The following is a 20,307-nucleotide window of genomic DNA, read 5'->3' on the forward strand; positions in this document are numbered from 1 at the left end:
TAACTGACTGGCATTAGCCACCAGGGCGCTCTGTTGTCGAGTGGGTAGGGTTAGAGTTTCTCCAGATCCCGCTCGATTTCGCTGATCTTGTTCTGCACCACTTTTTCCAGATGACGCAGGTCGCGCAGAATCTTCTGCTTGATATCCGGATCGATCTCGACATGGACGCCCTGGGTCAGGTTGTCCAGCTCATCCACCACGTACTTGAGGTTGGCGTTGATCTCGGTGACATCCTTGTACTCATGGGTACCTGAGTCGACCAGCATGGTCTTGCGCTGGCGGGGATACTTGAATTTGACACTCTTGGCGAAGAACTCGCCCTTCTGCTTCTTGAAGTAGATCTTGAGGATGTCGTGGTTGGCCTCCTGGCGCAGGGTATAGCTGTCGACGGAGGCGGGATCCTGGATCCCCAGGCTCTTCAGATTCTCGTACATCGGGCTTCCTCGGTTTGAAACGATCCTGTCCCGATTATCTTAACCGATGCCTGATGGCTTGCCTGTGACAGGGGCGCCAAAATCAAAAGGGCGCCATCAGGCGCCCTTTTCAGCACAGCAATGCTGATTACTCGTCGATGGAGCGCAGCAGGGCGTTGATGCCGACTTTGGCACGGGTCTTGGCATCGACCTTCTTGACGATCACCGCCGCATAGAGGCTGTATTTGCCGCACTTGGAGGGCAGGGAGCCGGAGACGACCACGGATCCAGCCGGTACGCGGCCGTAGTGGATCTCGCCGGTTTCGCGGTCATAGATGCGGGTGGACTGGCCGATGAAGACGCCCATGGAGATGACGGAACCTTCCTCGACGATCACCCCTTCAACCACTTCGGAGCGGGCACCGATAAAGCAGTTGTCTTCGATGATGGTCGGGTTGGCCTGCAGCGGCTCCAGTACGCCGCCGATGCCGACGCCGCCGGAGAGGTGGACGTTTTTACCGATCTGGGCGCAAGAGCCGACGGTGGCCCAGGTATCGACCATGGTCCCTTCATCAACGAAGGCGCCGATGTTGACATAGGAGGGCATCAGCACGGTATTGGGGGCGATAAAGGAGCCTTTGCGGGCGGTTGCCGGCGGCACCACGCGCACTCCCGCTTCCTTGAACTGCTCGGCGGTGTAGTTGGAGAACTTGAGGGGAACCTTGTCGTAGTACTGGGCATCGTCGCCCTTGATGATGCCGTTGTCGTTGATGCGGAAGTAGAGCAGTACCGCTTTCTTCAACCACTGATGGACAACCCACTCACCGGCGATCTTCTCGGCAACCCGCGCCTTGCCGGAGTCCAGCAGGTCGATAGCTTGCAGGATGGCGGACTTGGTGGCGCTATCCACGGAGCCCGGAGTAATGGTGTCGCGGCGCTCGAAGGCCGCTTCAATGATCTGTTGCAACTCGGTCATGACAGGTTTCCTTTAAAAAATTCTGTTTGTTGTATCACACTTTTCCGACTGTTTTTAAGGGGTTGACCGGAATTCTTCCAGCCAGCGGCCATTTCTTCGCCCAGTGTGTGCCAACCATTTGTTTGGCATGGCAAAAAGCGCCCGACAATCAGTCTCTTTCGAAACACGTCTCGCTTAATCCAGCACAGAGTGCTGGGGGTTGAGCTGGTGCACCAGTCGCTCTTCCAGCTGCTGTTGCTGCTCGGCGGTCAATGGCTCGCCATCGAGGCTGGTCAGGCTGAAAAAGTCCTCGACCCGCTCGCCGAAAGTGGCGATTTTTGCGGCGTGCAGCGACAGCCCGCACTGCTGGAATACCGCGCCGATCCGGGCCAGCAGGCCGGGGGTATCGAGGGCGGTCAGTTCCATCAGGGTGTGGCGACTCTCCCCTTTATGGGGCAGGAAGACCACCCGGGTCGGCACGCTGAACTGGCGGTGGCGCCGTGACAGCGGCTTGTTGCGCAGCACCAGCTTGCCCGGCTCCTGCAGCGCCTTCTCCAGCGCCTTCTTGATGGTGGCGGTGCGGTTGGGGCTGATGGGTTCGCCGCTCGGTTCCAGCACCACGAAGGTATCGAGCACGAAGTTGCTGCGCGAGTTCATGATCTGGGCGTCGTGGATGTTGAGGTTCTTCTGATCCAGCGCCGAGGCGACGGTCGCAAACAGATTCGGGGTATCGCGGCAGTAGATAAACACCTCGCTGCCACCGCGGGTCGGGTGTTTGCCGATGATCACCAGCGGCGCCGGATTGTCGCCATGTTCGATGATGTGGCGGCAGTGCCAGGCGATCTGCTCCGGGCTGTGACGCAGGAAGTAATCTGCCTTGAAATCGGCCCAGAGCTGGTTGATCGCCTCTTCCGATATATCGCGCTGCGCCATGAACTGCTTGGCCTGACGCTGGTTTTCGCGAATGCGCAGCCGCATGTCGGGCGGATTTTCCAGCCCCTGGCGCAGCGCCTTCTGGGTCGCGAAGTAGAGCTCCCGCAGCAAGGTGCCCTTCCAGTCGTTCCACAGGGTATCGTTGGTGGCGCAGATATCGGCTACGGTAAGGCAGTAGAGCAGGTCGAGATGCTGCTCGTCGCGCACCTTCTGGGCAAAATCGGTAACCACGTCGGGGTCGTAGATATCGCGGCGCTGGGCGGTGACCGACATCAGCAGATGGTGGCGCACCAGCCAGGCGACCAGTCGGCTTTCGTAGCGATCCAGACCGTGCTGCTGGCAGAACTCCAGCGCATCGACGGCGCCGAGCTCCGAGTGATCGCCACGCCGCCCCTTGGCGATATCGTGGAACAGAGCGGCGATGCTGAGCAGCTCCGGTTTGCGCAGCCGGGTGAACACCTCGTGGCAGAGCGGGTGACTCTGGCGACTGGCCGGATTGGGGAACTGGTGAATGTTCTTGAGCAGCCGGTGGGTGTGCTCATCCACCGTGTAGGCGTGGAACATGTCGAACTGCATCTGGCCGACGATGAGGTTCCACTGGGGCAGATAGGCGGCCAGAATGCCGTACTTGTGCATCAGGGTGAGCGGCAGGCCGATGCCGTTGGGGTGGCGCAGCAGCGCCATAAACAGGCGACGGCAGTCGGGCAAGTCCTGCAGCCAGCAGTTGAGTTTACGGCGCGCCTCGCGCAGCTGGCGCAGGGTAGCCGAGTGGATACCCGCAATCTCGGGATGCTGGGCCATCTGATAGAAGAGGCGCAGGATGGCGGCCGGTTCACGGGTAAACAGCTCCGCATCCACCGCATCGATGAGGCGGCCACGGAGCTGGAACTCGTCGGAGAGGCGGCGCACATCCATGGCGGTGTTGCCGAGAATAGCCTCGTCAAACAGCTGCAGCAGCATCTCGTTGAGTTCGGATACCCGCCGCACCGTCTGGTAGAAGCGCTTCATCATCTGCTCGACCGGAGTGTTGCCTTCCCCCTCGAACCCTAGCATCTGGGCCACGGTGCGCTGGCGATCGAACAGCAGGCGGTTATCCCCCTTGTTGATGGCCATGTGCAGGGCAAAACGCACCTTCCAGAGAAAATTCTGGCAGTCGAGCAGCTCACGATACTCGGCGCGGTTGAGAAAGCCGTGGCTGGTCATCTCGAACAAGGTGGTGGCGCCGAAGTGGCGACGGGCGACCCAGGCGAGGGTTTGAATGTCGCGCAGGCCACCCGGATTGCTCTTGAGATCGGGTTCCAGCTTGTAGGCGGTGCCGAGAAACTGCTGATGGCGCTCCGCCTGCTCCTGCCGTTTGGCGCGAAAGAAGGCTTCGCTCGGCCAGAAGTGCTGGGGGCCGGTGGCCTCTTTCAGTTGCCGGAAACCCTCTTTGCGACCGGTGATATAGCGCGCCTCGATGAGGTTGGTGGCCACCGTAATATCGGCGCGCCCCTGTTCGAGGCACTCGGCCACGTTGCGCACCGCCTGACCCACCTCCAGCTTGAGATCCCACAACAGGGTGATGAACTCGCCGATCCGCAGCCCCAGCACCTCGTCCAGCTCGTCGCCGTCATAGAGGATCAGCAGGTCGATATCGGAGTGGGGGTGCAGCTCGCCGCGGCCGTAGCCCCCCACCGCAATGAGGGTCAGGGCGCTCCTGTCGAAGCCAAACTTCTGCCACAGCCGGCAGAGCAGCTGATCCATGTACTCGGAGCGGGTGGCGACCAGCTCGATGATATTGTCACCGGCATCGAAACGGGCGTGCAGCCAGCCGAGAAAGCGGCTCAGGTACTCTTTGCAGTTGTCGCGGGTGAGCTGATCATCGGGTAACAAATGAGGGGAAAGCAGGCTGGCGTCCATGGCATCTCACACGCAAGTGGCAGGCAAATGGCTGAAGCAAAAGTAAAAACCCCGGCGCTTTGGAGGTTCAGGGCCGGGGTTCGATGTTAGCTGTGTTTGATGAAGCGGTCGATAGTGTCATCGGGGCGCAGGGTGAGCACCTCGCAGCCATCCTCTGTCACCAGCAGGGTGTGCTCCCACTGGGCGGAGTCGCCGCCATCCTTGGTTGTCACGGTCCAGCCATCCTTCGGATTGACCTTGCAGTGATACTTCTTGCTGTTGACCATGGGCTCGATGGTGAAGCACATGCCCGCTTTCAGCTCCTGCTTGCCGCTGTTGCGGTAGTGGAGGATCTGCGGCTCTTCATGGAACTCGGCCCCAATGCCGTGACCGCAGTAGTCACGCACCACGGAGAAACCGGCCTTCTCGACGATGGGCTGGATCACGGCGCCAATTTCGGTGATGCAGGCACCCGGACGCACAGTCTTGATGGCGGCGTAGAGGCTCTCTTGCGCCACTTTGCAGAGCTGGCGGCGCAGCGGGGTGGTTTCCCCCACGATGAACATGGCCGAGGTATCGCCGTGGTAGCCATCCTTGATGACGGTGATATCCAGGTTGATGATGTCGCCATCGCGCAGCTTCTTGTGATTCGGGATACCGTGGCAGATCACATCGTTCACCGAAGTGCAGATGGATTTGGGGAAGCCGTGGTAGTTGAGCGGAGCCGGAACCGCCTGTTGTACGTTGACCATATAGTCGTGGCAGAGGGTGTTCAGTTCGTCAGTGGTGACGCCAGCTTTGACATGGGGCGCAATCATGACCAGCACATCGGCGGCCAATTGGCCGGCAACGCGCATCTTTTCAATCTCTTCCGGTGTCTTGATTTTAATGGACATGGGATCTCTCTTGCGGCCTGCCGCTGGGCCTGCGATGGCAGACAGGACAGGTAATGAAAAATAGATGCGTTTGCAATCAGGGCAAAATTTTATCCGCAACCCCCGCGTACTTCCAGTGTGATTGTCATCACAACGTCAAATCAGCGTCGCAGCATCCTCTGGCGGGATCCATATTTACACCCGTTTCGGGTGTCGGCCGGTGGTGTCCTGAGCAAAGTTATGGTATAAAGCGCGCCGGAATGGGGAACTTGCGTCCACCATTTCATCACCCTTAATCAATAACACACACACATCGACACATATACCGGGGTGCCTTAACAGGTCGGTTATATGGGATGTGTGGAGGCCTAACCCCATACAGAGGTATAAAATGGCTAAAGTTTCTATGCGCGACATGCTGCAAGCCGGCGTTCACTTCGGTCACCAGACTCGTTACTGGAACCCGAAAATGAAATCCTACATCTTCGGTGCCCGCAGCAAGGTTCACATCATCAACCTGGAAAAAACCGTTCCGTTGTTTGACGATGCCATGAACTTCATCAGCTCCGTAGCTGCCAAGAAAGGCAAGGTACTGTTCGTAGGTACCAAGCGTGCCGCGTCTGAAGCCGTCAAAGAAGCCGCTGAGCGTTGCGACCAGTTCTATGTAAACCACCGCTGGTTGGGCGGTATGCTGACTAACTGGAAAACCGTTCGTCAGTCTATCAAGCGCCTGAAAGATCTGGAAACCCAGAGCCAGGACGGTACCTTCGAAAAGCTGACCAAGAAAGAGGCGCTGATGCGTACTCGCGAAATGGAAAAGCTGGAGAAGAGCCTGGGTGGTATCAAGAACATGGGCGGCCTGCCTGACGTTCTGTTCGTTGTCGATGCCGACCACGAGCATATCGCTATCAAAGAAGCCAACAACCTGGGTATCCCGGTAGTTTCCATCGTTGATACCAACTCCAACCCGGACGGCGTTGACTATGTCATCCCGGGTAACGACGACGCTATCCGTGCCGTACAGCTGTACCTGAATGCTGCTGCTGACACCGTACTGGAAGCTCGCGCTCAGGACATCGTTGTTCAAGCCGAACAAGATGGCTTCGTTGAAGCTGAGTAATTGATAAGGACTGTAAAGCCCTTATTAACCAAGCTGATGTAATTGGTTAGCAGGGGCCCTTGTGGCCCCTGTTTCTTGTCAATTCAAGACCGAGGATACTGGACATGGCTAACGTTACTGCCGCCCTGGTAAAAGAACTGCGCGAGCGCACTGCCGCTGGCATGATGGATTGCAAAAAAGCACTGGAAGAAGCTGCTGGTGATATCGAGCTGGCAATTGAGAACATGCGCAAATCCGGTCAGGCCAAAGCCGCCAAGAAAGCGGGCCGTATCGCCGCTGAAGGCGTTATCTTTGCTCGCACCGAAGGCAACGTTGCCGTCATGATCGAGCTGAACAGCGAAACCGACTTCGTCGCCAAAGATGCCAGCTTCATGGCAATGGGCCAGAAGATCGCTGACATCGCTGCGACCCAGAAAATTGCTGACGTTGACGCGCTGAAAGCCGCTGACTTCGGTAACGGCGAATCCGTCGAGCTGACCATCACCAACCTGATTGCCAAGATCGGTGAGAACATGAACCTGCGTCGCGTGATGCTGGTTGAAGGTGACAACCTGGGTACCTACGTTCACGGTTCCCGCATTGGTGTTATCACCAAGCTGACCGGTGGTTCTGCCGAGCTGGCCAAAGATCTGGCCATGCACGTTGCAGCCAACAGCCCGCAATTCGTCAAGCCTGAAGACGTGTCTGCTGATGTCGTTGCCAAAGAGCGCGAAATCCAGATCGACATCGCCATCAACTCCGGCAAGCCGAAAGAGATCGCCGAGAAGATGGTTGAAGGCCGCATGAAGAAGTTCACCGGTGAGGTTTCCCTGACTGGTCAACCGTTCGTGAAAGATCCTTCCATGACCGTTGCCGAGCTGCTGAAGAAAGAAGGCGCTGACGTTGTCTCCTTCACCCGTTTCGAAGTGGGCGAAGGCATCGAGAAGCAAGAGACCGATTTCGCTGCTGAAGTTGCAGCCCAAATCGCGGCCGCTCAAAAGGCCTAATCGAACCGGTTTTCCCGTTTCCCCAGACCGCGACTTATGTCGCGGTCTTTATATGACCAGGAATCAGTGACATGAGTACCAATCCCAAACCTGCATACAGACGTGTTCTTCTGAAGTTGAGTGGTGAAGCCCTGCAAGGATCCGAGGGTTTCGGCATTGATCCGGCGGTGCTGGAGCGTATGGCCCAAGAGATCAAAGAACTGGTTGAGTTGGGTGTTCAGGTCGGTCTGGTCATCGGTGGCGGCAACCTGTTCCGTGGTGCCGGTCTTGCCAAAGCGGGCATGAACCGCGTGGTGGGCGACCACATGGGTATGCTGGCAACCGTGATGAACGGTCTGGCCATGCGTGATGCCCTGCATCGTGCTTATGTGAATGCCCGTCTGATGTCTGCCATCTCCCTGCAAGGCGTCTGCGACTCCTACAGCTGGGCCGAGGCAATCAGCCAGCTGCGTGCTGGCAAAGTCGTTATCTTCTCTGCCGGTACCGGCAACCCCTTCTTCACTACCGATTCTGCGGCTTGCCTGCGCGGGATCGAGATCGAAGCTGACGTGGTGCTCAAAGCCACCAAGGTTGATGGTGTATACAACGAAGATCCGGTCAAGAATCCGGATGCCGTGCTGTATCATGAACTGAGTTATGATGAAGTTCTTGAAAAAGAGCTCAAGGTGATGGATCTTGCTGCCTTTACCCTGGCACGTGACCATGATCTGCCGATCCGCGTGTTCAACATGAACAAACCGGGCGCCCTGCGCCGGGTCATCATGGGTGAACCGGAAGGCACTCTGATCCACCACGTTGGTAAATAAGATAAAAGTGAGCCACCTGGCGCTCTTATCCTATCCATCACGTCAGTAAATAAGATAGACACGGGCCGTGTAACGGCTCGTTCGCCAAAAGGAAAACCACTGTGATCAACGAGATTAAAAACGACGCCAAGGACCGTATGGGCAAGAGCGTAGAAGCGCTCAAGACCCAAATGTCCAAGATCCGTACCGGCCGCGCTCACCCGAGCCTGCTCGACGGCATCCAGGTTGAGTACTACGGTGCAGCCACTCCGCTGAAACAGTTGGCCAACGTCGTGGCAGAAGATGCTCGCACCCTCTCCATCTCCATTTTTGACCGCTCCATGATCCAGGCGGTAGAGAAGGCGATCCTGACCTCCGATCTGGGCCTGAACCCGTCCAGCAATGGCCAGACCCTGCGCGTGCCGCTGCCGCCGCTGACCGAAGAGCGCCGTCGCGATCTGACCAAGATCGTCCGTGCCGAAGCGGAAAACGCCCGTGTTGCCGTGCGCAACATCCGTCGTGACGCCAACGCCGACCTGAAAGCACTGCTGAAGGACAAAGAGATCTCCGAGGATGACGACCGTCGTGCCCAGGAAGAGATCCAGAAGCTGACCGACTCCTACGTCAAGCTGGTCGATGAGGCCCTTGCCGTAAAGGAGAAGGAGCTAATGGAAATCTAACCGTCTGAAAGGTATATTACGAGCGCCGTGTAGTGCCCCTGCACGGCGCTTTTGTCTTTGTGGGAGAATTACATGTCGCTTTTGGCTGCGTTGGGTGATTGTGCCAACTCGTCTTTACCCCGTCACGTCGCCATCATCATGGATGGTAACGGTCGCTGGGCCCAGAACCGAGGCAAGATGCGGGTTTATGGCCACAAGGCGGGCGTCAAGTCAGTGCGCGAGGCCGTTACCTTTGCTGCGCGTGCCAAGATCGAGGCATTGACACTGTTTGCATTCTCCAGCGAGAACTGGCGCCGCCCGGAAGGGGAGGTCAGTGCCTTGATGGAACTGTTCATCACAGTGCTGGGTCGTGAGGTGCAGAAACTGCACAACAACGGGATCCGGCTCAAGGTGATTGGCGATACTGCTCGCTTTAGTGAGCGGTTGCAGGCCAAAATCGCCAAGGCGGAAGCCTTGACCGCCAATAACAAGGGGTTGACCCTGAACATTGCGGCCAACTATGGCGGCCAGTGGGATATCGCCCAGGCGGCCCGCAAGCTGGCTAAAGCGGTTGCGGCCGGTGAACTGGCCGCTGACGACATTGATGAGTCCATGCTGACCCGCGAAGTTTGCATGGCCGATCTGCCACCCGTGGACCTGTTGATCCGTACCGGTGGTGATCATCGCATCAGCAACTTTGTGTTATGGCAGCTCGCCTATGCCGAGCTCTATTTTACCCCAGTATTGTGGCCCGATTTCAACGAGGCCGAGTTCAGTGAGGCTGTCGCCTCTTTCGTTGCCCGCGAGCGTCGCTTCGGTTGCACCGGTGAACAGATACGGGAATTGATCGCCGAGCAGCAGACCGGCTAAACCCCGCTCCCAAGAGAGAGGTTTCTTTTGCTAAAACAACGAATTATTACTGCTTTGATGTTGATCCCCCTGGTGTTGGGGGCGCTCTTCTTTCTGCCATTGAAATTTTTTGCCCTGTTGGCTGCGCTGGTATTTTTGTTGGCCAGTCGCGAATGGAGTGGGTTTGTCTGTGCTGCCCCGCAGCAATGGTTGCCCATCGTATTTTGTCTGTTGCTCGGTGCCAGCCTCTTTTGGCTGCCGGTGGAGCAACTCTGGACGCCTCACCTGCACCCCCTGGTGATGGGCGTGCTCTGGACCGCGGTCAGCTGGTGGCTGCTGGGTCTGCTGCTGGTGCTGCGCTATCCCCAGAGTGCCAAGCTGTGGAAAGAGTCCATCTGGCTCAAGTCGCTGTTTGGTCTGGTGACCCTGGTTCCCTTCTTCTGGTCGCTGGTCGCCATCCGTGGTTACAACTTTTACCATGACCCCATGATGGGGGCCTGGATCCTGTTGTTCGTGATGGGACTGGTCTGGGCGGCAGATTCTGGCGCGTATTTTTTCGGCAAGGCGTTCGGTAAACACAAGCTGGCGCCAGCCGTCAGTCCGGGCAAAACCATCGAAGGGATGTGTGGCGGCCTCTTTACCGCCAGCCTGCTGGCCATCGGTGTCACCTGGTCGATGGGATTTGTGCCTGCCAAGATGATCACCGTGCTGTTCTGCTCCCTGCTGGCGGTGCTCGCCTCCGTGCTCGGTGATCTGACCGAAAGCATGTTCAAGCGCGAAGCGGGCATCAAGGACTCCGGCACCCTGCTGCCGGGTCATGGCGGCATTCTCGACCGGATCGACAGCCTGACCGCCGCCCTGCCGGTGTTTCTGCTCAGTTATCTGCTACTCAGTCAGGAGTTTTGATGCACAAGTCACTGGTTATTCTGGGGGCCTCCGGCTCCATCGGTCAGAGTACCCTGAAAGTGCTGCGCCATAACCCGGGCAGTTGGCAAGTGTTGGCGTTGACCGCCGCCCGTAACGTGGATGCCATGTTGCGGGACTGCCTCGAATTCTCCCCCCGTTTTGCCGTGATGGTCGATGAGGAGGCCGCCCGTGAGCTGGCCGCCCGTCTGAAGGCGCACGGCAGTGCGACCCGGGTCATGTCTGGTGCCGCCGCCCTGTGCGAGGTGGCCGCCCATCCCGATGCCCATAGCGTGATGGCCGCCATCGTCGGTGCGGCAGGTCTGGCCCCGACCATGGCCGCGGTACGTGCCGGCAAGCGCATTTTGTTGGCCAACAAGGAGGCGCTGGTGATGTCCGGGGCTTTCTTCATGGAGGCCGTGCGCGAGCACGGGGCCGAGCTGCTGCCCATCGACAGCGAACACAATGCCATCTTCCAGTGCCTGCCGACCACCGTGCAGCGCCAGCCCGGTTTTTGCGATCTGGCGGCGGCGGGGATTAGCAAGATTCTGCTGACCGGCTCCGGCGGCCCGTTCCGTTACACCGAGATCAGCGAGCTGGCCAGGGTGACGCCGGCGCAGGCCATCGCGCATCCCAACTGGTCGATGGGGGCCAAGATTTCGGTCGACTCCGCCACCATGATCAACAAGGGGCTGGAGTACATCGAGGCGCGCTGGCTGTTCAATGCCGCACCCGAGCAGATCCAGGTGGTGATCCACCCGCAGTCGGTGATCCACTCCATGGTGCAGTACAAGGATGGCTCCGTGCTGGCTCAGCTTGGCAATCCGGATATGTGTACCCCCATCGCCCATGCGCTGGCTTATCCCAATCGCATCCCCTCCAGTGTGGAACCTTTGGATTTCTTCAGTGTCGGAGAGTTCAGCTTTATCCGGCCTGATTACGATCGCTACCCCTGTCTGGCGCTGGCCATCAATGCCTGCCAGAAGGGACAAGCGGCGACCACTGCGCTCAATGCGGCCAACGAGGAGGCGGTTGCCGCCTTCCTGGCCGGGCGCATCGGCTTTATGGATATTGCCCGGATCAACGAGGCTGTGATGCTGGCGCTGGAGAGCAGCGCCGTCGGCTCCCTCGATGATCTGTTTGCCCTGGACGGTGCGGCAAGAGCCCGTGCTCACACTTTGATTGAGGAGCTTGGCTGATGGGCGGTGTGTTGTGGAATATCGGTGCCTTTGTTGTTGCGCTGGGCCTGCTGGTCGCGGTGCATGAGTTTGGTCACTTCTGGGTGGCCCGTCGCTGTGGCGTCAAGGTTGAGCGCTTCTCCATCGGTTTTGGCAAGGCGATCTGGCGCCGGATGGGCAAGGATGGCACCGAATATGTGCTGGCGCTGATCCCCCTCGGTGGTTACGTCAAGATGCTCGATGGCCGGGTCGATGAACTCAAGCCCGGTGACGAGCAGTATGCCTTCAACCACAAGAGTGTCTGGGCGCGGATGGCGATTGTCGCCGCAGGCCCCATGGCGAACTTCGTGTTTGCCCTGTTTGCCCTCTGGCTGATGTTTATCATCGGGGTGCCGAGCGTCAAGCCGGTGATCGGTGAAGTGCGTCCGGCCTCCATCGTTGCCGAGGCGGGTGTGCTGCCGGGGATGGAGATTGTCGGGGTCGGCGATGAGCAGACCGGCGACTGGGAGAGCGTCACCTACGCCCTTATCAGCCATCTGGGTGATGAGGCTGTCACCCTTAAGGTACAGGCGCCCAATACCAGCTACGCCACCGACAAAACCTTGTCGCTGACCGGCTGGACCTTCGATCCGGATAAAGAGTCGCCCATCGGCAGTCTGGGGATCGTCCCCCTGAGTGGCAAAGTGCTGCCAGTCGTGGCTGCCGTGGTGGCCAAGAGTGCCAGTGAAAAGGCGGGGCTGCAGGTTGGTGACCGCATCAAGCAGGTCGGAGATCAGCCAATTACCGCCTGGACCCAGTTTGTCGAACTGGTGCAGCAGGCACCGGACGAACCCCTGCAAGTGGTGGTCGAGCGCAACAACAGTGATCTCAACGTGACCCTGACCCCTGATAGCCGCAAAGTGCAGGGCAAGCTGGTTGGATTTGTCGGCCTCTCGCCGCAACTGGTTCCATTACCGGATGAATATCGAATTCTGTTACAGTATGGGCCTTTGCAGGCGCTGTGGCAGGGGGCCGACAAAACCTGGAGCCTGATCACGCTCACCTTTGACATGATTGGCAAGCTGGTAGCTGGCATAGTGTCGCTGGATAACCTCAGTGGCCCCATCTCCATTGCCAAGGGCGCCGGCAGCAGTGCCGACTATGGTCTGGTCTATTTCTTGAGTTTTCTGGCGCTGATCAGCGTCAACCTGGGGATTATCAATCTGTTCCCCCTGCCGGTGCTCGATGGTGGCCATCTGGTCTATTTCCTGATCGAAGCGGTCACCGGCAAGCCGGTATCAGAGAAAATACAGGAAGTGGGTTTCAGGATCGGCGCCGCCATTCTGATGTTATTGATGGGCATTGCGCTGTTTAACGATTTCGCTCGCCTCTGAGGCCAGAGCATCAACAAGGACACATAAGAACAAAATGGCTGTTAAAAAAGCATTGGTGTTGAGTTGCCTGCTGGGTGCCAGTTTCCTGGCCCAGGCGGCCCCTGCCTCTTTTGTGGTGCAAGATATCCAGGTCGAAGGTCTGCAACGGGTGACCCTGGGTGCCGCACTGTTGAACCTGCCGATCCGGGTCGGTGATACCGTCGATTCCGTGGCTCTGGCCAGCGCCATCAAAAAGCTCTATGCCTCGGGTAACTTCGAGGATGTGAAGGTTTACCGCGACGGCCAGGTGCTGCAGGTGATGGTCAAGGAGCGTCCGACCATCTCCAGCATCGAGTTTGCCGGCAACAAGGATATCAAGGAGGAGCAACTGACCCAGAGTCTGGAGTCCTCCGGTATCCGTGTGGGTGATCCGCTGGATCGCACCGTGCTCACCTCCCTCGAGAAGGGGCTGGAAGATTTCTACTATGGCGTGGGTAAATACTCCGCCAAGGTCAAGGCCATCGTCACCCCGTTGCCGCGCAACCGGGTCGACCTCAAGTTCACCTTCGTGGAAGGGGAAGCGGCCAAGATCCAGCAGATCAACATCGTCGGCAACAGCGTCTTCCCGGAAGACAAACTGATTGCCCAGCTTTCCCTGCGCGACGAAGTGCCCTGGTGGAACTTCACTGCCGACCAGCGCTATCAGAAGCAGAAGCTGGCCGGTGATATCGAGACCCTGCGCTCCTACTACATGGATCGCGGCTATATCCGCTTCCAGCAGGAGTCTACCCAGGTCTCCATGACCCCCGACAAGAAGGGCGTCTACGTCACCCTCAACATCAAGGAAGGGGAGCAGTACAAGGTCTCCGGCGTCCAGCTCAAGGGTGACCTGATCGATCGCGGTGGCGAGATGAAGGGGTTGATCCCGATCGCCGCCGGCAGCACCTACTCCGCCAGTCAGGTGACCCATACCGAAGAGGTGCTCTCCAAGTTCCTCGGCCGTTACGGCTACGCCTACCCGAAAGTGGTCACCTTCCCGCAGGTCAATGACAAGACCAAGGAAGTGGAGCTGATTGTCAACGTGGAACCGGGCCCCCGTGTCTATGTGCGCAACATCAACTTCAACGGTAACGCTACCACTGAAGATCAGGTGCTGCGTCGCGAGATGCGTCAGATGGAAGGCACCTGGCTCTCCTCCGACAACATCGAGCAGTCCAAGAGCCGTCTCAACCGCCTTGGCTACTTCGAGAGCGTCGAAGTGGATACCAAGCGAGTGCCGGGCAACGATGATCTGGTTGACCTCGACTTCAAGGTCAAGGAGCAGCCTGCGGGCTCCATCAACGCCGGTATCGGTTACGGTACCGAGTCAGGTCTGAGCCTGCAGGCGGGGGTCTCTCAGGACAACTTCATGGGAACCGGCAAAAAGGTCTCCATCAATGCCAGCACCAACGACTACTCCAAGAACGTTGACCTGAGTTACAACGATCCCTACTTCACCGTGGATGGTGTCAGCCTGGGTGGTCGGGTCTACTACAACCAGTTCCGCGCCGATGATGCCGATATCGTCGATTACGAGAACGAAACCATCGGTTTCCGTCTCTCCAGCGGCTTCCCGGTCAACGAGTTCAACCGTCTCGACTTCAGTACCGGTGTCGAGAGCACCAAGCTGAGTCGTCCGACTTTTAGCCCAACTAAGTACAACGAGTGTGTTGGTCCTGATGGTGTAGATGAGAACGACTACTGCTGGGATCAGTGGAACGATAACCGCCAGTCGGTGCAGATGGATCAGTTCTGGAATGCCTATTCACAGGATGGCGACAACCTCGACTTCGTGACCGTCGATGTGACCGCTGGCTGGACCCGCTCCACCCTGAACAAGGGGATGTTCCCGACCGCGGGTGACCGCCAACGTGTCAACGCCAAGGTGACCGTACCTGGCATGGAGCTGCAGTACTACAAGCTCTCCGCCGAAGATGCCCACTACTTCCCGCTTGATGCGGATCACAGCTGGGTGATGATCGGCAAGGGGCGCGTCTCCTACGGTAACGGCTATGGCGATGACGCCATGCTGCCGTTCTTCGAAAACTACTATGCCGGTGGTTTCGATACGGTGCGTGGCTTCAAGAGCAATACCATTGGTCCAAAAGCGATCTATCCGGTTTATAACAAACCGACAGGGACAGAAAGTCCTACATGTAAGAAAAACTCTGAAGGTAGTTGTTTGTATGAGGGGTCAGATACCTCGGTAGGTGGTAACGCGCTGGCGGTTGCGTCACTGGAGCTGGTGTTCCCGACCCCGTTCGTCTCCGAGACCTATCGTCCTCAGATCCGTACCACGGCATTTGTCGATGCGGGTACTGTCTGGAGCACCGATTTTGCCAATGGAGCATATCCTTGTGCAGATGGGTTTGACTGCAACTATATGAGTCAGGACTACTCCAACCCGGGCAATATCCGGGTCTCTGCCGGTATCTCCCTGCAGTGGCTCTCGCCCATGGGCCCGTTGGTGTTTGCCCTGGCACAACCAATCAAGAAATACGAAGGGGATCGCACCGAGTTCTTCTCCTTCAACATTGGTCGTACTTTCTAAGCAGAGTATCGCCCCCACCCATGCTGTGGGGGTCCTCAATGATGGGACGCGCGGTATGCGTGCCTCACCAGGTAACAAGACGGTCCTAACGCCGCTTGCATAATCGGGTAAATCAGGTAGCCCTCGCCATGAGGGAACAAGGAGTAAGTGTGAATAAAGCGTTGAAAGTAGCTGGTTTGAGCTTTGCACTGATGGCTGCCGGCATGGGTTCTGCCTTCGCTGAGACCAAGATCGCCGTGGTGGATATGGGCGAAGTCTTCCAAAAGCTGCCCCAGCGTGAAGCCGTTGCAGCCAAGCTGAAAGGCGAATTCGAGCCGCGCATGCGTGAGCTGCAGAAGCTGGAACAGGAAGGCCAGAAGCTGGTCGAGAAGTTCCGCAAGGATGAAGCCTTCATGAGCGCCGAGCAGAAGAAGCAGAACCAGGAGAAACTGGCCAAGCTGCAGATGGAGTTCAACCAGAAGCGTCAGGCGTTTGAACAGGACAACGGTCGCCGTCAGTCCGAAGAGCGCAACAAGATCCTGACCAAGGTACAGGCAGCCATCGATTCCATCGCCAAGAGCAATGGTTACGATCTGGTGCTGGAGCGCAACGCCGCCCCGTATGCCGCCAGCAAGCTGGACATCTCCGGCCAGGTTATTTCTCAGGTAAGCAAGAGCAACTAATTGATGGCATTCACTCTCGCACAGCTGGCCCAGCAACTGGGGGCCCAGGTCCATGGCGACGGAACCCTGGAAATCCGCAAGGTAGCGACACTGGAAAAGGCCGGTGAGGGGGATATTACCTTCCTGTCCAACAAAAAGTACCGGCACTATCTGGAGCAGAGCAAGGCGACCGCCGTGCTCATTACAGAAGCGGATCTGCCATTTTGTCCCACCAATGCCCTGGTGCTCAAAGACCCTTATGTGGGCTTTGCCCGGGTAGCCCAACTGCTGGACACTACCCCGCAGCCGGCCACGGATATCCATCCGAGCGCCGTCATCGCGGCTGACGTGCAACTGGGCGAGAGAGTGGCCATCGGTGCCAATGCAGTGATCGAATCCGGCGTCGTGCTGGGTGATGATGTGCGCATTGGCCCGGGCTGTTTTGTTGGCAAAGATACCCGGCTGGGAGCCCGCTCCCGGCTGTGGGCCAACGTCACCCTCTATCACAATGTGACTATGGGCACCGACTGTCTGGTTCAATCAGGCACAGTGATCGGGGCCGATGGTTTCGGTTATGCCAACGAGCGTGGTGAGTGGATCAAGATCCCCCAGCTCGGCGGTGTGACCATTGGCAACCGGGTCGAGATCGGTGCCTGTACCACCATTGACCGCGGTGCGTTGGAAGATACCCGCATCGCTGACAACGTCATCATCGACAACCAGTGCCAGATCGCCCACAACGTGGAGATAGGTTACGGCACCGCCGTGGCGGGCTCCACCGTCATGGCTGGTAGTCTCAAGGTCGGCAAATACTGTATCATTGGCGGTGCTTCCGTCTTTAACGGGCATATGGAGATCTGCGACCAGGCCACCGTTACCGGTATGGCCATGGTGATGCGACCCATTACCGAGCCCGGTGTCTACTCTTCCGGCATCCCTCTGCAAACCAATAAAGAGTGGCGCAAGACCGCCGCCCGGGTGATGCGTATCGACGAGATGCACAAGCGGTTAAGCAAGCTTGAGAAGAAGCTGGATCAAGAATAATCACGATTGGTATAGGGTACTGTTTTGACTACTGAAAAGAAGAGCCTGGGCATCCAGGAAATCATGGATCTGCTGCCCCACCGTTATCCGTTCCTGATGGTGGATCGTGTGGACGACTACGAGATCAGCGATGAGCGCAAAACTCTGCGCGCCATCAAGAACGTCTCGTTCAACGAGCCAATCTTCCAGGGGCACTTCCCGGCCAAGCCGGTGTTCCCGGGCGTACTGATCCTGGAAGCGATGGCGCAGGCCACCGGTATCCTGGCCTTTACCATGGTGGGCAAGCCGTCTCCCAACGAACTCTATTATTTTGCCTCAATCGACAACGCTCGCTTCAAGCGTCCGGTCGGCCCCGGTGACCAGCTGGTGCTTGACGTGGAGTTCCTGAAAGAGCGTCGCGGTATTGCCAAGTTCACCGGTGTCGCTACCGTCGACGGTGAAGTGGTCTGTACCGCCGAGCTGATGTGCGCCAAACGCGAGGTTTAACACACGTGATCGACCAGACTGCCATCATTCACGATACTGCCATCGTCCATGAGTCTGCCGTGATCGGTAAAGGGGTTGAAATCGGCCCCTTTTCTGTCATCGGCGCCGAGGTGGAAATCGGTGACAACACCTGGGTAGGTTCCCATGTGGTGATCAAGGGCCCGACCAAGATTGGCCGTGGCAACAAGATCTTCCAGCACACCTCCATCGGCGAGGATTGCCAGGACAAGAAGTACGCCGGTGAGCGCACTTTCCTCGAGATTGGCGACAACAACGTCATTCGCGAGAACTGCACCTTCCACCGTGGCACCGTTCAGGATCAATCCCTGACCAAGGTGGGCAGCGGTAACCTGTTCATGGTCAACGTCCACGTTGCCCACGACTGCATCATCGGTGACAACTGCATCTTCGCCAACAACGCCACCCTGGCGGGCCACGTGGTGATCGGTGACTTCGTGATCTTTGGTGGTCTCTCCGCCATTCACCAGTTCGGCCGTGTCGGCTCCCACGCCTTCGTCGGTGGCTGTGCCGCCCTGAACAAGGACGTGCCTCCCTACGTAATGGCCGCCGGTAACTACGCCAAGCCGTTCGGGGTCAACTCCGAAGGTCTGCGTCGTCGCGGTTATACGCCTGAGGCCATCTCTGCCGTCAAGCGTGCCTACAAAGAGATTTTCCGCTCCGGCAAGACCATCGAAGAGGTGCTGCCAGTACTGATCGAGATGGCGCAAGCCGAACCGGCCGTCCAGCTCTATGTGGACTTCCTCAAAGACAACGAGCGCGGGATCATCCGTGCCTGATCCGGTTCGCATCGGTATCGTCGCCGGAGAGGTCTCCGGCGACATTCTGGCTGCCGGTCTGGTGCGCGAGCTGCAAGCCCGCTACCCGGATGCGCAGTTCGAAGGGATTGCCGGGCCGCGGATGCAGGCCCTCGGCGTCAAGGCCTTGTTCGAGATGGAAGAGCTCTCCGTCATGGGGATCACCGAGGTGCTTGGCCGTCTGCCGCGCATCCTCAAGGTCCGTCGCGAACTGCTGCGCCACTTTATTGCCAATCCGCCCGATATCTTCATCGGCGTGGATGCACCGGATTTCAATATCGGAGTGGAGCTGAAACTGCGCCGCGCCGGTATCAAGACGGTTCACTATGTCAGCCCCTCGGTGTGGGCCTGGCGCCAGAACCGCATTCACAAGATCAAGGCCGCCACCGACATGGTGCTCGCCTTCCTGCCGTTCGAGAAAGCTTTCTACGACCGTTTCGACGCCCCTTGCCGCTTTGTCGGTCACACCATGGCGGACGATATTCCGCTGGTGCCGGATCAGGCCGCAGTGCGTCGCAATCTCGGCATTGATGCCAATCGCCGCTGGCTGGCAGTACTGCCGGGCAGCCGCACCGCAGAAGTGGGCTTTATGTCCCCCCTGTTTCTCGAGGCGTGCAAACACCTGACGGTGCGCTATCCGGGTCTCGGCTTCATCGTACCGCTGGTCAACCAGAAACGGCGCGAACAGTTTATGGCGATCAAGGCCGAGCTGGCGCCGGATCTCGACATGGTGCTGCTGGAAGGGCAGGGCCGTGAGGCGATGATCGCCGCCGACGTGGTGATGCTGGCCTCCGGCACCGCGGCGCTCGAAGCCATGCTGGTGAAAAAGCCGATGGTGGTGGGCTACAAGCTCAAGCCGTTCAGCTATTGGCTGGCCCAGCGACTGGTGAAGACCGAATTTGTCTCGCTGCCCAACCTGCTCGCCGGTCGCATGCTGGTGCCGGAGCTGATCCAGCACGAGTGCACCCCCGAGAATCTGGTGGAAGAGGTGAGCAAGTACTTCGAGCACGACAACAGTGCGCTGGTCAACACCTTCACCGAATTGCACCAGCTGATCCGCTGCAATGCCGACTCGCAGGCCGCCGACGCGGTGGCTGATCTGCTCGGCAGATAACGCTATTTCGGACCGTCGATTGCGCCGTGCTACCCGTTAATCCGTTTTCGAGCGGTGATGCCGCGCCAGTCGAACCCCTGTCAGGCCCCGCGGGGCCTGTTTTGATTCAAGGCTACAAGATGATGATCGATATTCCTGACGACAAGCTGGTTGCCGGTGTGGACGAAGTGGGCCGTGGCCCGCTGGTGGGTGACGTGGTCACCGCTGCGGTCATTCTCGATCCCGCCAACCCCATTGTCGGGCTGGCTGACTCCAAGAAGCTCTCCGAGAAGAAACGGCTGGCGCTGTTTGACGAGATCAGGGAGAAGGCGCTCGCCTGGGCTATCGGTCGCGCCACTCCGGAGGAGATCGACGAGCTCAACATCCTGCACGCCACCATGCTGGCGATGCAGCGCGCCGTGGCAGGGCTCAAAGTCACCCCCGAGCTGGTCTTTATCGATGGCAACCGCTGCCCGGCTCTGCCGATGGAAGCGCGCGCCGTGGTCAAGGGCGACAGCCTGGTGGCCGCCATCAGCGCCGCCTCTATCCTGGCCAAGGTGACCCGCGATGCGGAGATGACCGAGCTGGACAGCCGCCATCCCGAGTATGGTTTTGCCCGTCACAAGGGTTATCCGACCGCTGAGCACCTCGCCATTCTGGCCGAGCGTGGCCCGCTGCCCGAATATCGCAAGAGTTTCAAACCGGTGCGCCGCGCACTGGGGATCGAGTAGACCATGCCATTTTGTTTGAGC

The 20,307-nt window shown here is 58.5% G+C and carries 19 protein-coding genes; 15 read left to right on the top strand and 4 right to left on the bottom strand.

The features are described 5' to 3' along the window. Positions 1–50: 50 nt before the first annotated feature. The 4 genes from BN1115_RS16080 to map form a co-directional block, all read right to left on the bottom strand. Entirely contained in the window at positions 51–434 is a 384-nt protein-coding gene (locus BN1115_RS16080; protein ID WP_042657949.1) for a DUF3461 family protein, read from the bottom strand. A gap of 127 nt (positions 435–561) precedes the next feature. Continuing rightward, on the bottom strand, positions 562–1,389 hold the full coding sequence (gene dapD / locus BN1115_RS16085; RefSeq protein WP_005338581.1) for a 2,3,4,5-tetrahydropyridine-2,6-dicarboxylate N-succinyltransferase: 828 nt from the start codon (positions 1,387–1,389) through the stop codon (positions 562–564). A gap of 174 nt (positions 1,390–1,563) precedes the next feature. Then, the gene (gene glnD / locus BN1115_RS16090) at positions 1,564–4,200 is read right to left on the bottom strand and encodes a bifunctional uridylyltransferase/uridylyl-removing protein GlnD (RefSeq protein WP_042657950.1); all 2,637 of its coding nucleotides are present in this window, start codon (positions 4,198–4,200) and stop codon (positions 1,564–1,566) included. Positions 4,201–4,286: 86 nt separating this feature from the next. After that, entirely contained in the window at positions 4,287–5,075 is a 789-nt protein-coding gene (map, locus tag BN1115_RS16095) for a type I methionyl aminopeptidase (protein ID WP_042058431.1), read from the bottom strand. Positions 5,076–5,445: 370 nt separating this feature from the next. Between map and rpsB the strand changes: the two genes are divergently transcribed. The 15 genes from rpsB (at position 5,446) to rnhB (ending at position 20,286) form a co-directional block, all read left to right on the top strand. After that, complete coding sequence (gene rpsB / locus BN1115_RS16100) at positions 5,446–6,174, top strand: 30S ribosomal protein S2 (RefSeq protein ID WP_042058433.1); 729 nt, start codon at positions 5,446–5,448, stop codon at positions 6,172–6,174. Positions 6,175–6,278: 104 nt separating this feature from the next. Continuing rightward, entirely contained in the window at positions 6,279–7,160 is an 882-nt protein-coding gene (gene tsf / locus BN1115_RS16105) for a translation elongation factor Ts (protein WP_042058435.1), read from the top strand. Positions 7,161–7,231: 71 nt separating this feature from the next. Next, entirely contained in the window at positions 7,232–7,966 is a 735-nt protein-coding gene (gene pyrH, locus BN1115_RS16110; RefSeq protein ID WP_033137947.1) for a UMP kinase, read from the top strand. Positions 7,967–8,067: 101 nt separating this feature from the next. Continuing rightward, the gene (gene frr / locus BN1115_RS16115) at positions 8,068–8,625 is read left to right on the top strand and encodes a ribosome recycling factor (protein ID WP_033137948.1); all 558 of its coding nucleotides are present in this window, start codon (positions 8,068–8,070) and stop codon (positions 8,623–8,625) included. Positions 8,626–8,697: 72 nt separating this feature from the next. Continuing rightward, positions 8,698–9,474, top strand: a complete 777-nt coding sequence (gene uppS, locus BN1115_RS16120; RefSeq protein WP_005338574.1) for a polyprenyl diphosphate synthase — start codon at positions 8,698–8,700, stop codon at positions 9,472–9,474. A gap of 27 nt (positions 9,475–9,501) precedes the next feature. Further along, positions 9,502–10,359, top strand: a complete 858-nt coding sequence (locus BN1115_RS16125; protein WP_033137949.1) for a phosphatidate cytidylyltransferase — start codon at positions 9,502–9,504, stop codon at positions 10,357–10,359. Further along, positions 10,359–11,555, top strand: a complete 1,197-nt coding sequence (gene ispC, locus BN1115_RS16130; protein ID WP_042657951.1) for a 1-deoxy-D-xylulose-5-phosphate reductoisomerase — start codon at positions 10,359–10,361, stop codon at positions 11,553–11,555. The genes BN1115_RS16125 and ispC overlap by 1 nt, the downstream gene beginning before the upstream one ends. Beyond that, the gene (gene rseP / locus BN1115_RS16135; protein WP_042657952.1) at positions 11,555–12,907 is read left to right on the top strand and encodes a sigma E protease regulator RseP; all 1,353 of its coding nucleotides are present in this window, start codon (positions 11,555–11,557) and stop codon (positions 12,905–12,907) included. The genes ispC and rseP overlap by 1 nt, the downstream gene beginning before the upstream one ends. 34 nt (positions 12,908–12,941) lie before the next feature. Further along, complete coding sequence (gene bamA, locus BN1115_RS16140; protein WP_042657953.1) at positions 12,942–15,476, top strand: outer membrane protein assembly factor BamA; 2,535 nt, start codon at positions 12,942–12,944, stop codon at positions 15,474–15,476. A gap of 149 nt (positions 15,477–15,625) precedes the next feature. Then, positions 15,626–16,138 (top strand): OmpH/Skp family outer membrane protein, encoded by a 513-nt coding sequence (locus BN1115_RS16145; RefSeq protein WP_005338563.1) that lies wholly within the window; start codon positions 15,626–15,628, stop codon positions 16,136–16,138. A 3-nt stretch (positions 16,139–16,141) separates the two neighbouring features. Further along, positions 16,142–17,161 carry a UDP-3-O-(3-hydroxymyristoyl)glucosamine N-acyltransferase gene (gene lpxD / locus BN1115_RS16150; RefSeq protein WP_042058499.1) on the top strand — a complete coding sequence of 340 codons (1,020 nt, stop codon included), beginning with the start codon at positions 16,142–16,144 and terminating at the stop codon, positions 17,159–17,161. A 24-nt stretch (positions 17,162–17,185) separates the two neighbouring features. Further along, complete coding sequence (fabZ, locus tag BN1115_RS16155) at positions 17,186–17,647, top strand: 3-hydroxyacyl-ACP dehydratase FabZ (RefSeq protein ID WP_005338559.1); 462 nt, start codon at positions 17,186–17,188, stop codon at positions 17,645–17,647. A 5-nt stretch (positions 17,648–17,652) separates the two neighbouring features. Further along, positions 17,653–18,444 (top strand): acyl-ACP--UDP-N-acetylglucosamine O-acyltransferase, encoded by a 792-nt coding sequence (lpxA, locus tag BN1115_RS16160; protein ID WP_082034881.1) that lies wholly within the window; start codon positions 17,653–17,655, stop codon positions 18,442–18,444. After that, positions 18,437–19,576, top strand: coding sequence for a lipid-A-disaccharide synthase (lpxB, locus tag BN1115_RS16165; protein WP_042657954.1), 1,140 nt, complete (start codon positions 18,437–18,439; stop codon positions 19,574–19,576). The genes lpxA and lpxB overlap by 8 nt, the downstream gene beginning before the upstream one ends. A gap of 119 nt (positions 19,577–19,695) precedes the next feature. After that, positions 19,696–20,286: a ribonuclease HII gene (gene rnhB / locus BN1115_RS16170; RefSeq protein WP_033136106.1), complete on the top strand. Its 591-nt coding sequence runs from the start codon at positions 19,696–19,698 to the stop codon at positions 20,284–20,286. The last annotated feature ends 21 nt before the right edge of the window (positions 20,287–20,307 follow it).

Origin of the sequence: Aeromonas allosaccharophila (genome assembly GCF_000819685.1) — a bacterium.
GTDB lineage: Bacteria > Pseudomonadota > Gammaproteobacteria > Enterobacterales > Aeromonadaceae > Aeromonas > Aeromonas allosaccharophila.

Coding starts and splice junctions, on each gene's coding strand:
- ispC (WP_042657951.1), top strand. CDS start 10,359: ATGCACAAGTCACTGGTTATTCTGGGGGCCTCCGGCTCCATCGGTCAG.
- BN1115_RS16080 (WP_042657949.1), bottom strand. CDS start 434: ATGTACGAGAATCTGAAGAGCCTGGGGATCCAGGATCCCGCCTCCGTC.
- dapD (WP_005338581.1), bottom strand. CDS start 1,389: ATGACCGAGTTGCAACAGATCATTGAAGCGGCCTTCGAGCGCCGCGAC.
- pyrH (WP_033137947.1), top strand. CDS start 7,232: ATGAGTACCAATCCCAAACCTGCATACAGACGTGTTCTTCTGAAGTTG.
- uppS (WP_005338574.1), top strand. CDS start 8,698: ATGTCGCTTTTGGCTGCGTTGGGTGATTGTGCCAACTCGTCTTTACCC.
- rpsB (WP_042058433.1), top strand. CDS start 5,446: ATGGCTAAAGTTTCTATGCGCGACATGCTGCAAGCCGGCGTTCACTTC.
- rnhB (WP_033136106.1), top strand. CDS start 19,696: ATGATGATCGATATTCCTGACGACAAGCTGGTTGCCGGTGTGGACGAA.
- rseP (WP_042657952.1), top strand. CDS start 11,555: ATGGGCGGTGTGTTGTGGAATATCGGTGCCTTTGTTGTTGCGCTGGGC.
- glnD (WP_042657950.1), bottom strand. CDS start 4,200: ATGGACGCCAGCCTGCTTTCCCCTCATTTGTTACCCGATGATCAGCTC.
- bamA (WP_042657953.1), top strand. CDS start 12,942: ATGGCTGTTAAAAAAGCATTGGTGTTGAGTTGCCTGCTGGGTGCCAGT.
- map (WP_042058431.1), bottom strand. CDS start 5,075: ATGTCCATTAAAATCAAGACACCGGAAGAGATTGAAAAGATGCGCGTT.
- lpxD (WP_042058499.1), top strand. CDS start 16,142: ATGGCATTCACTCTCGCACAGCTGGCCCAGCAACTGGGGGCCCAGGTC.
- tsf (WP_042058435.1), top strand. CDS start 6,279: ATGGCTAACGTTACTGCCGCCCTGGTAAAAGAACTGCGCGAGCGCACT.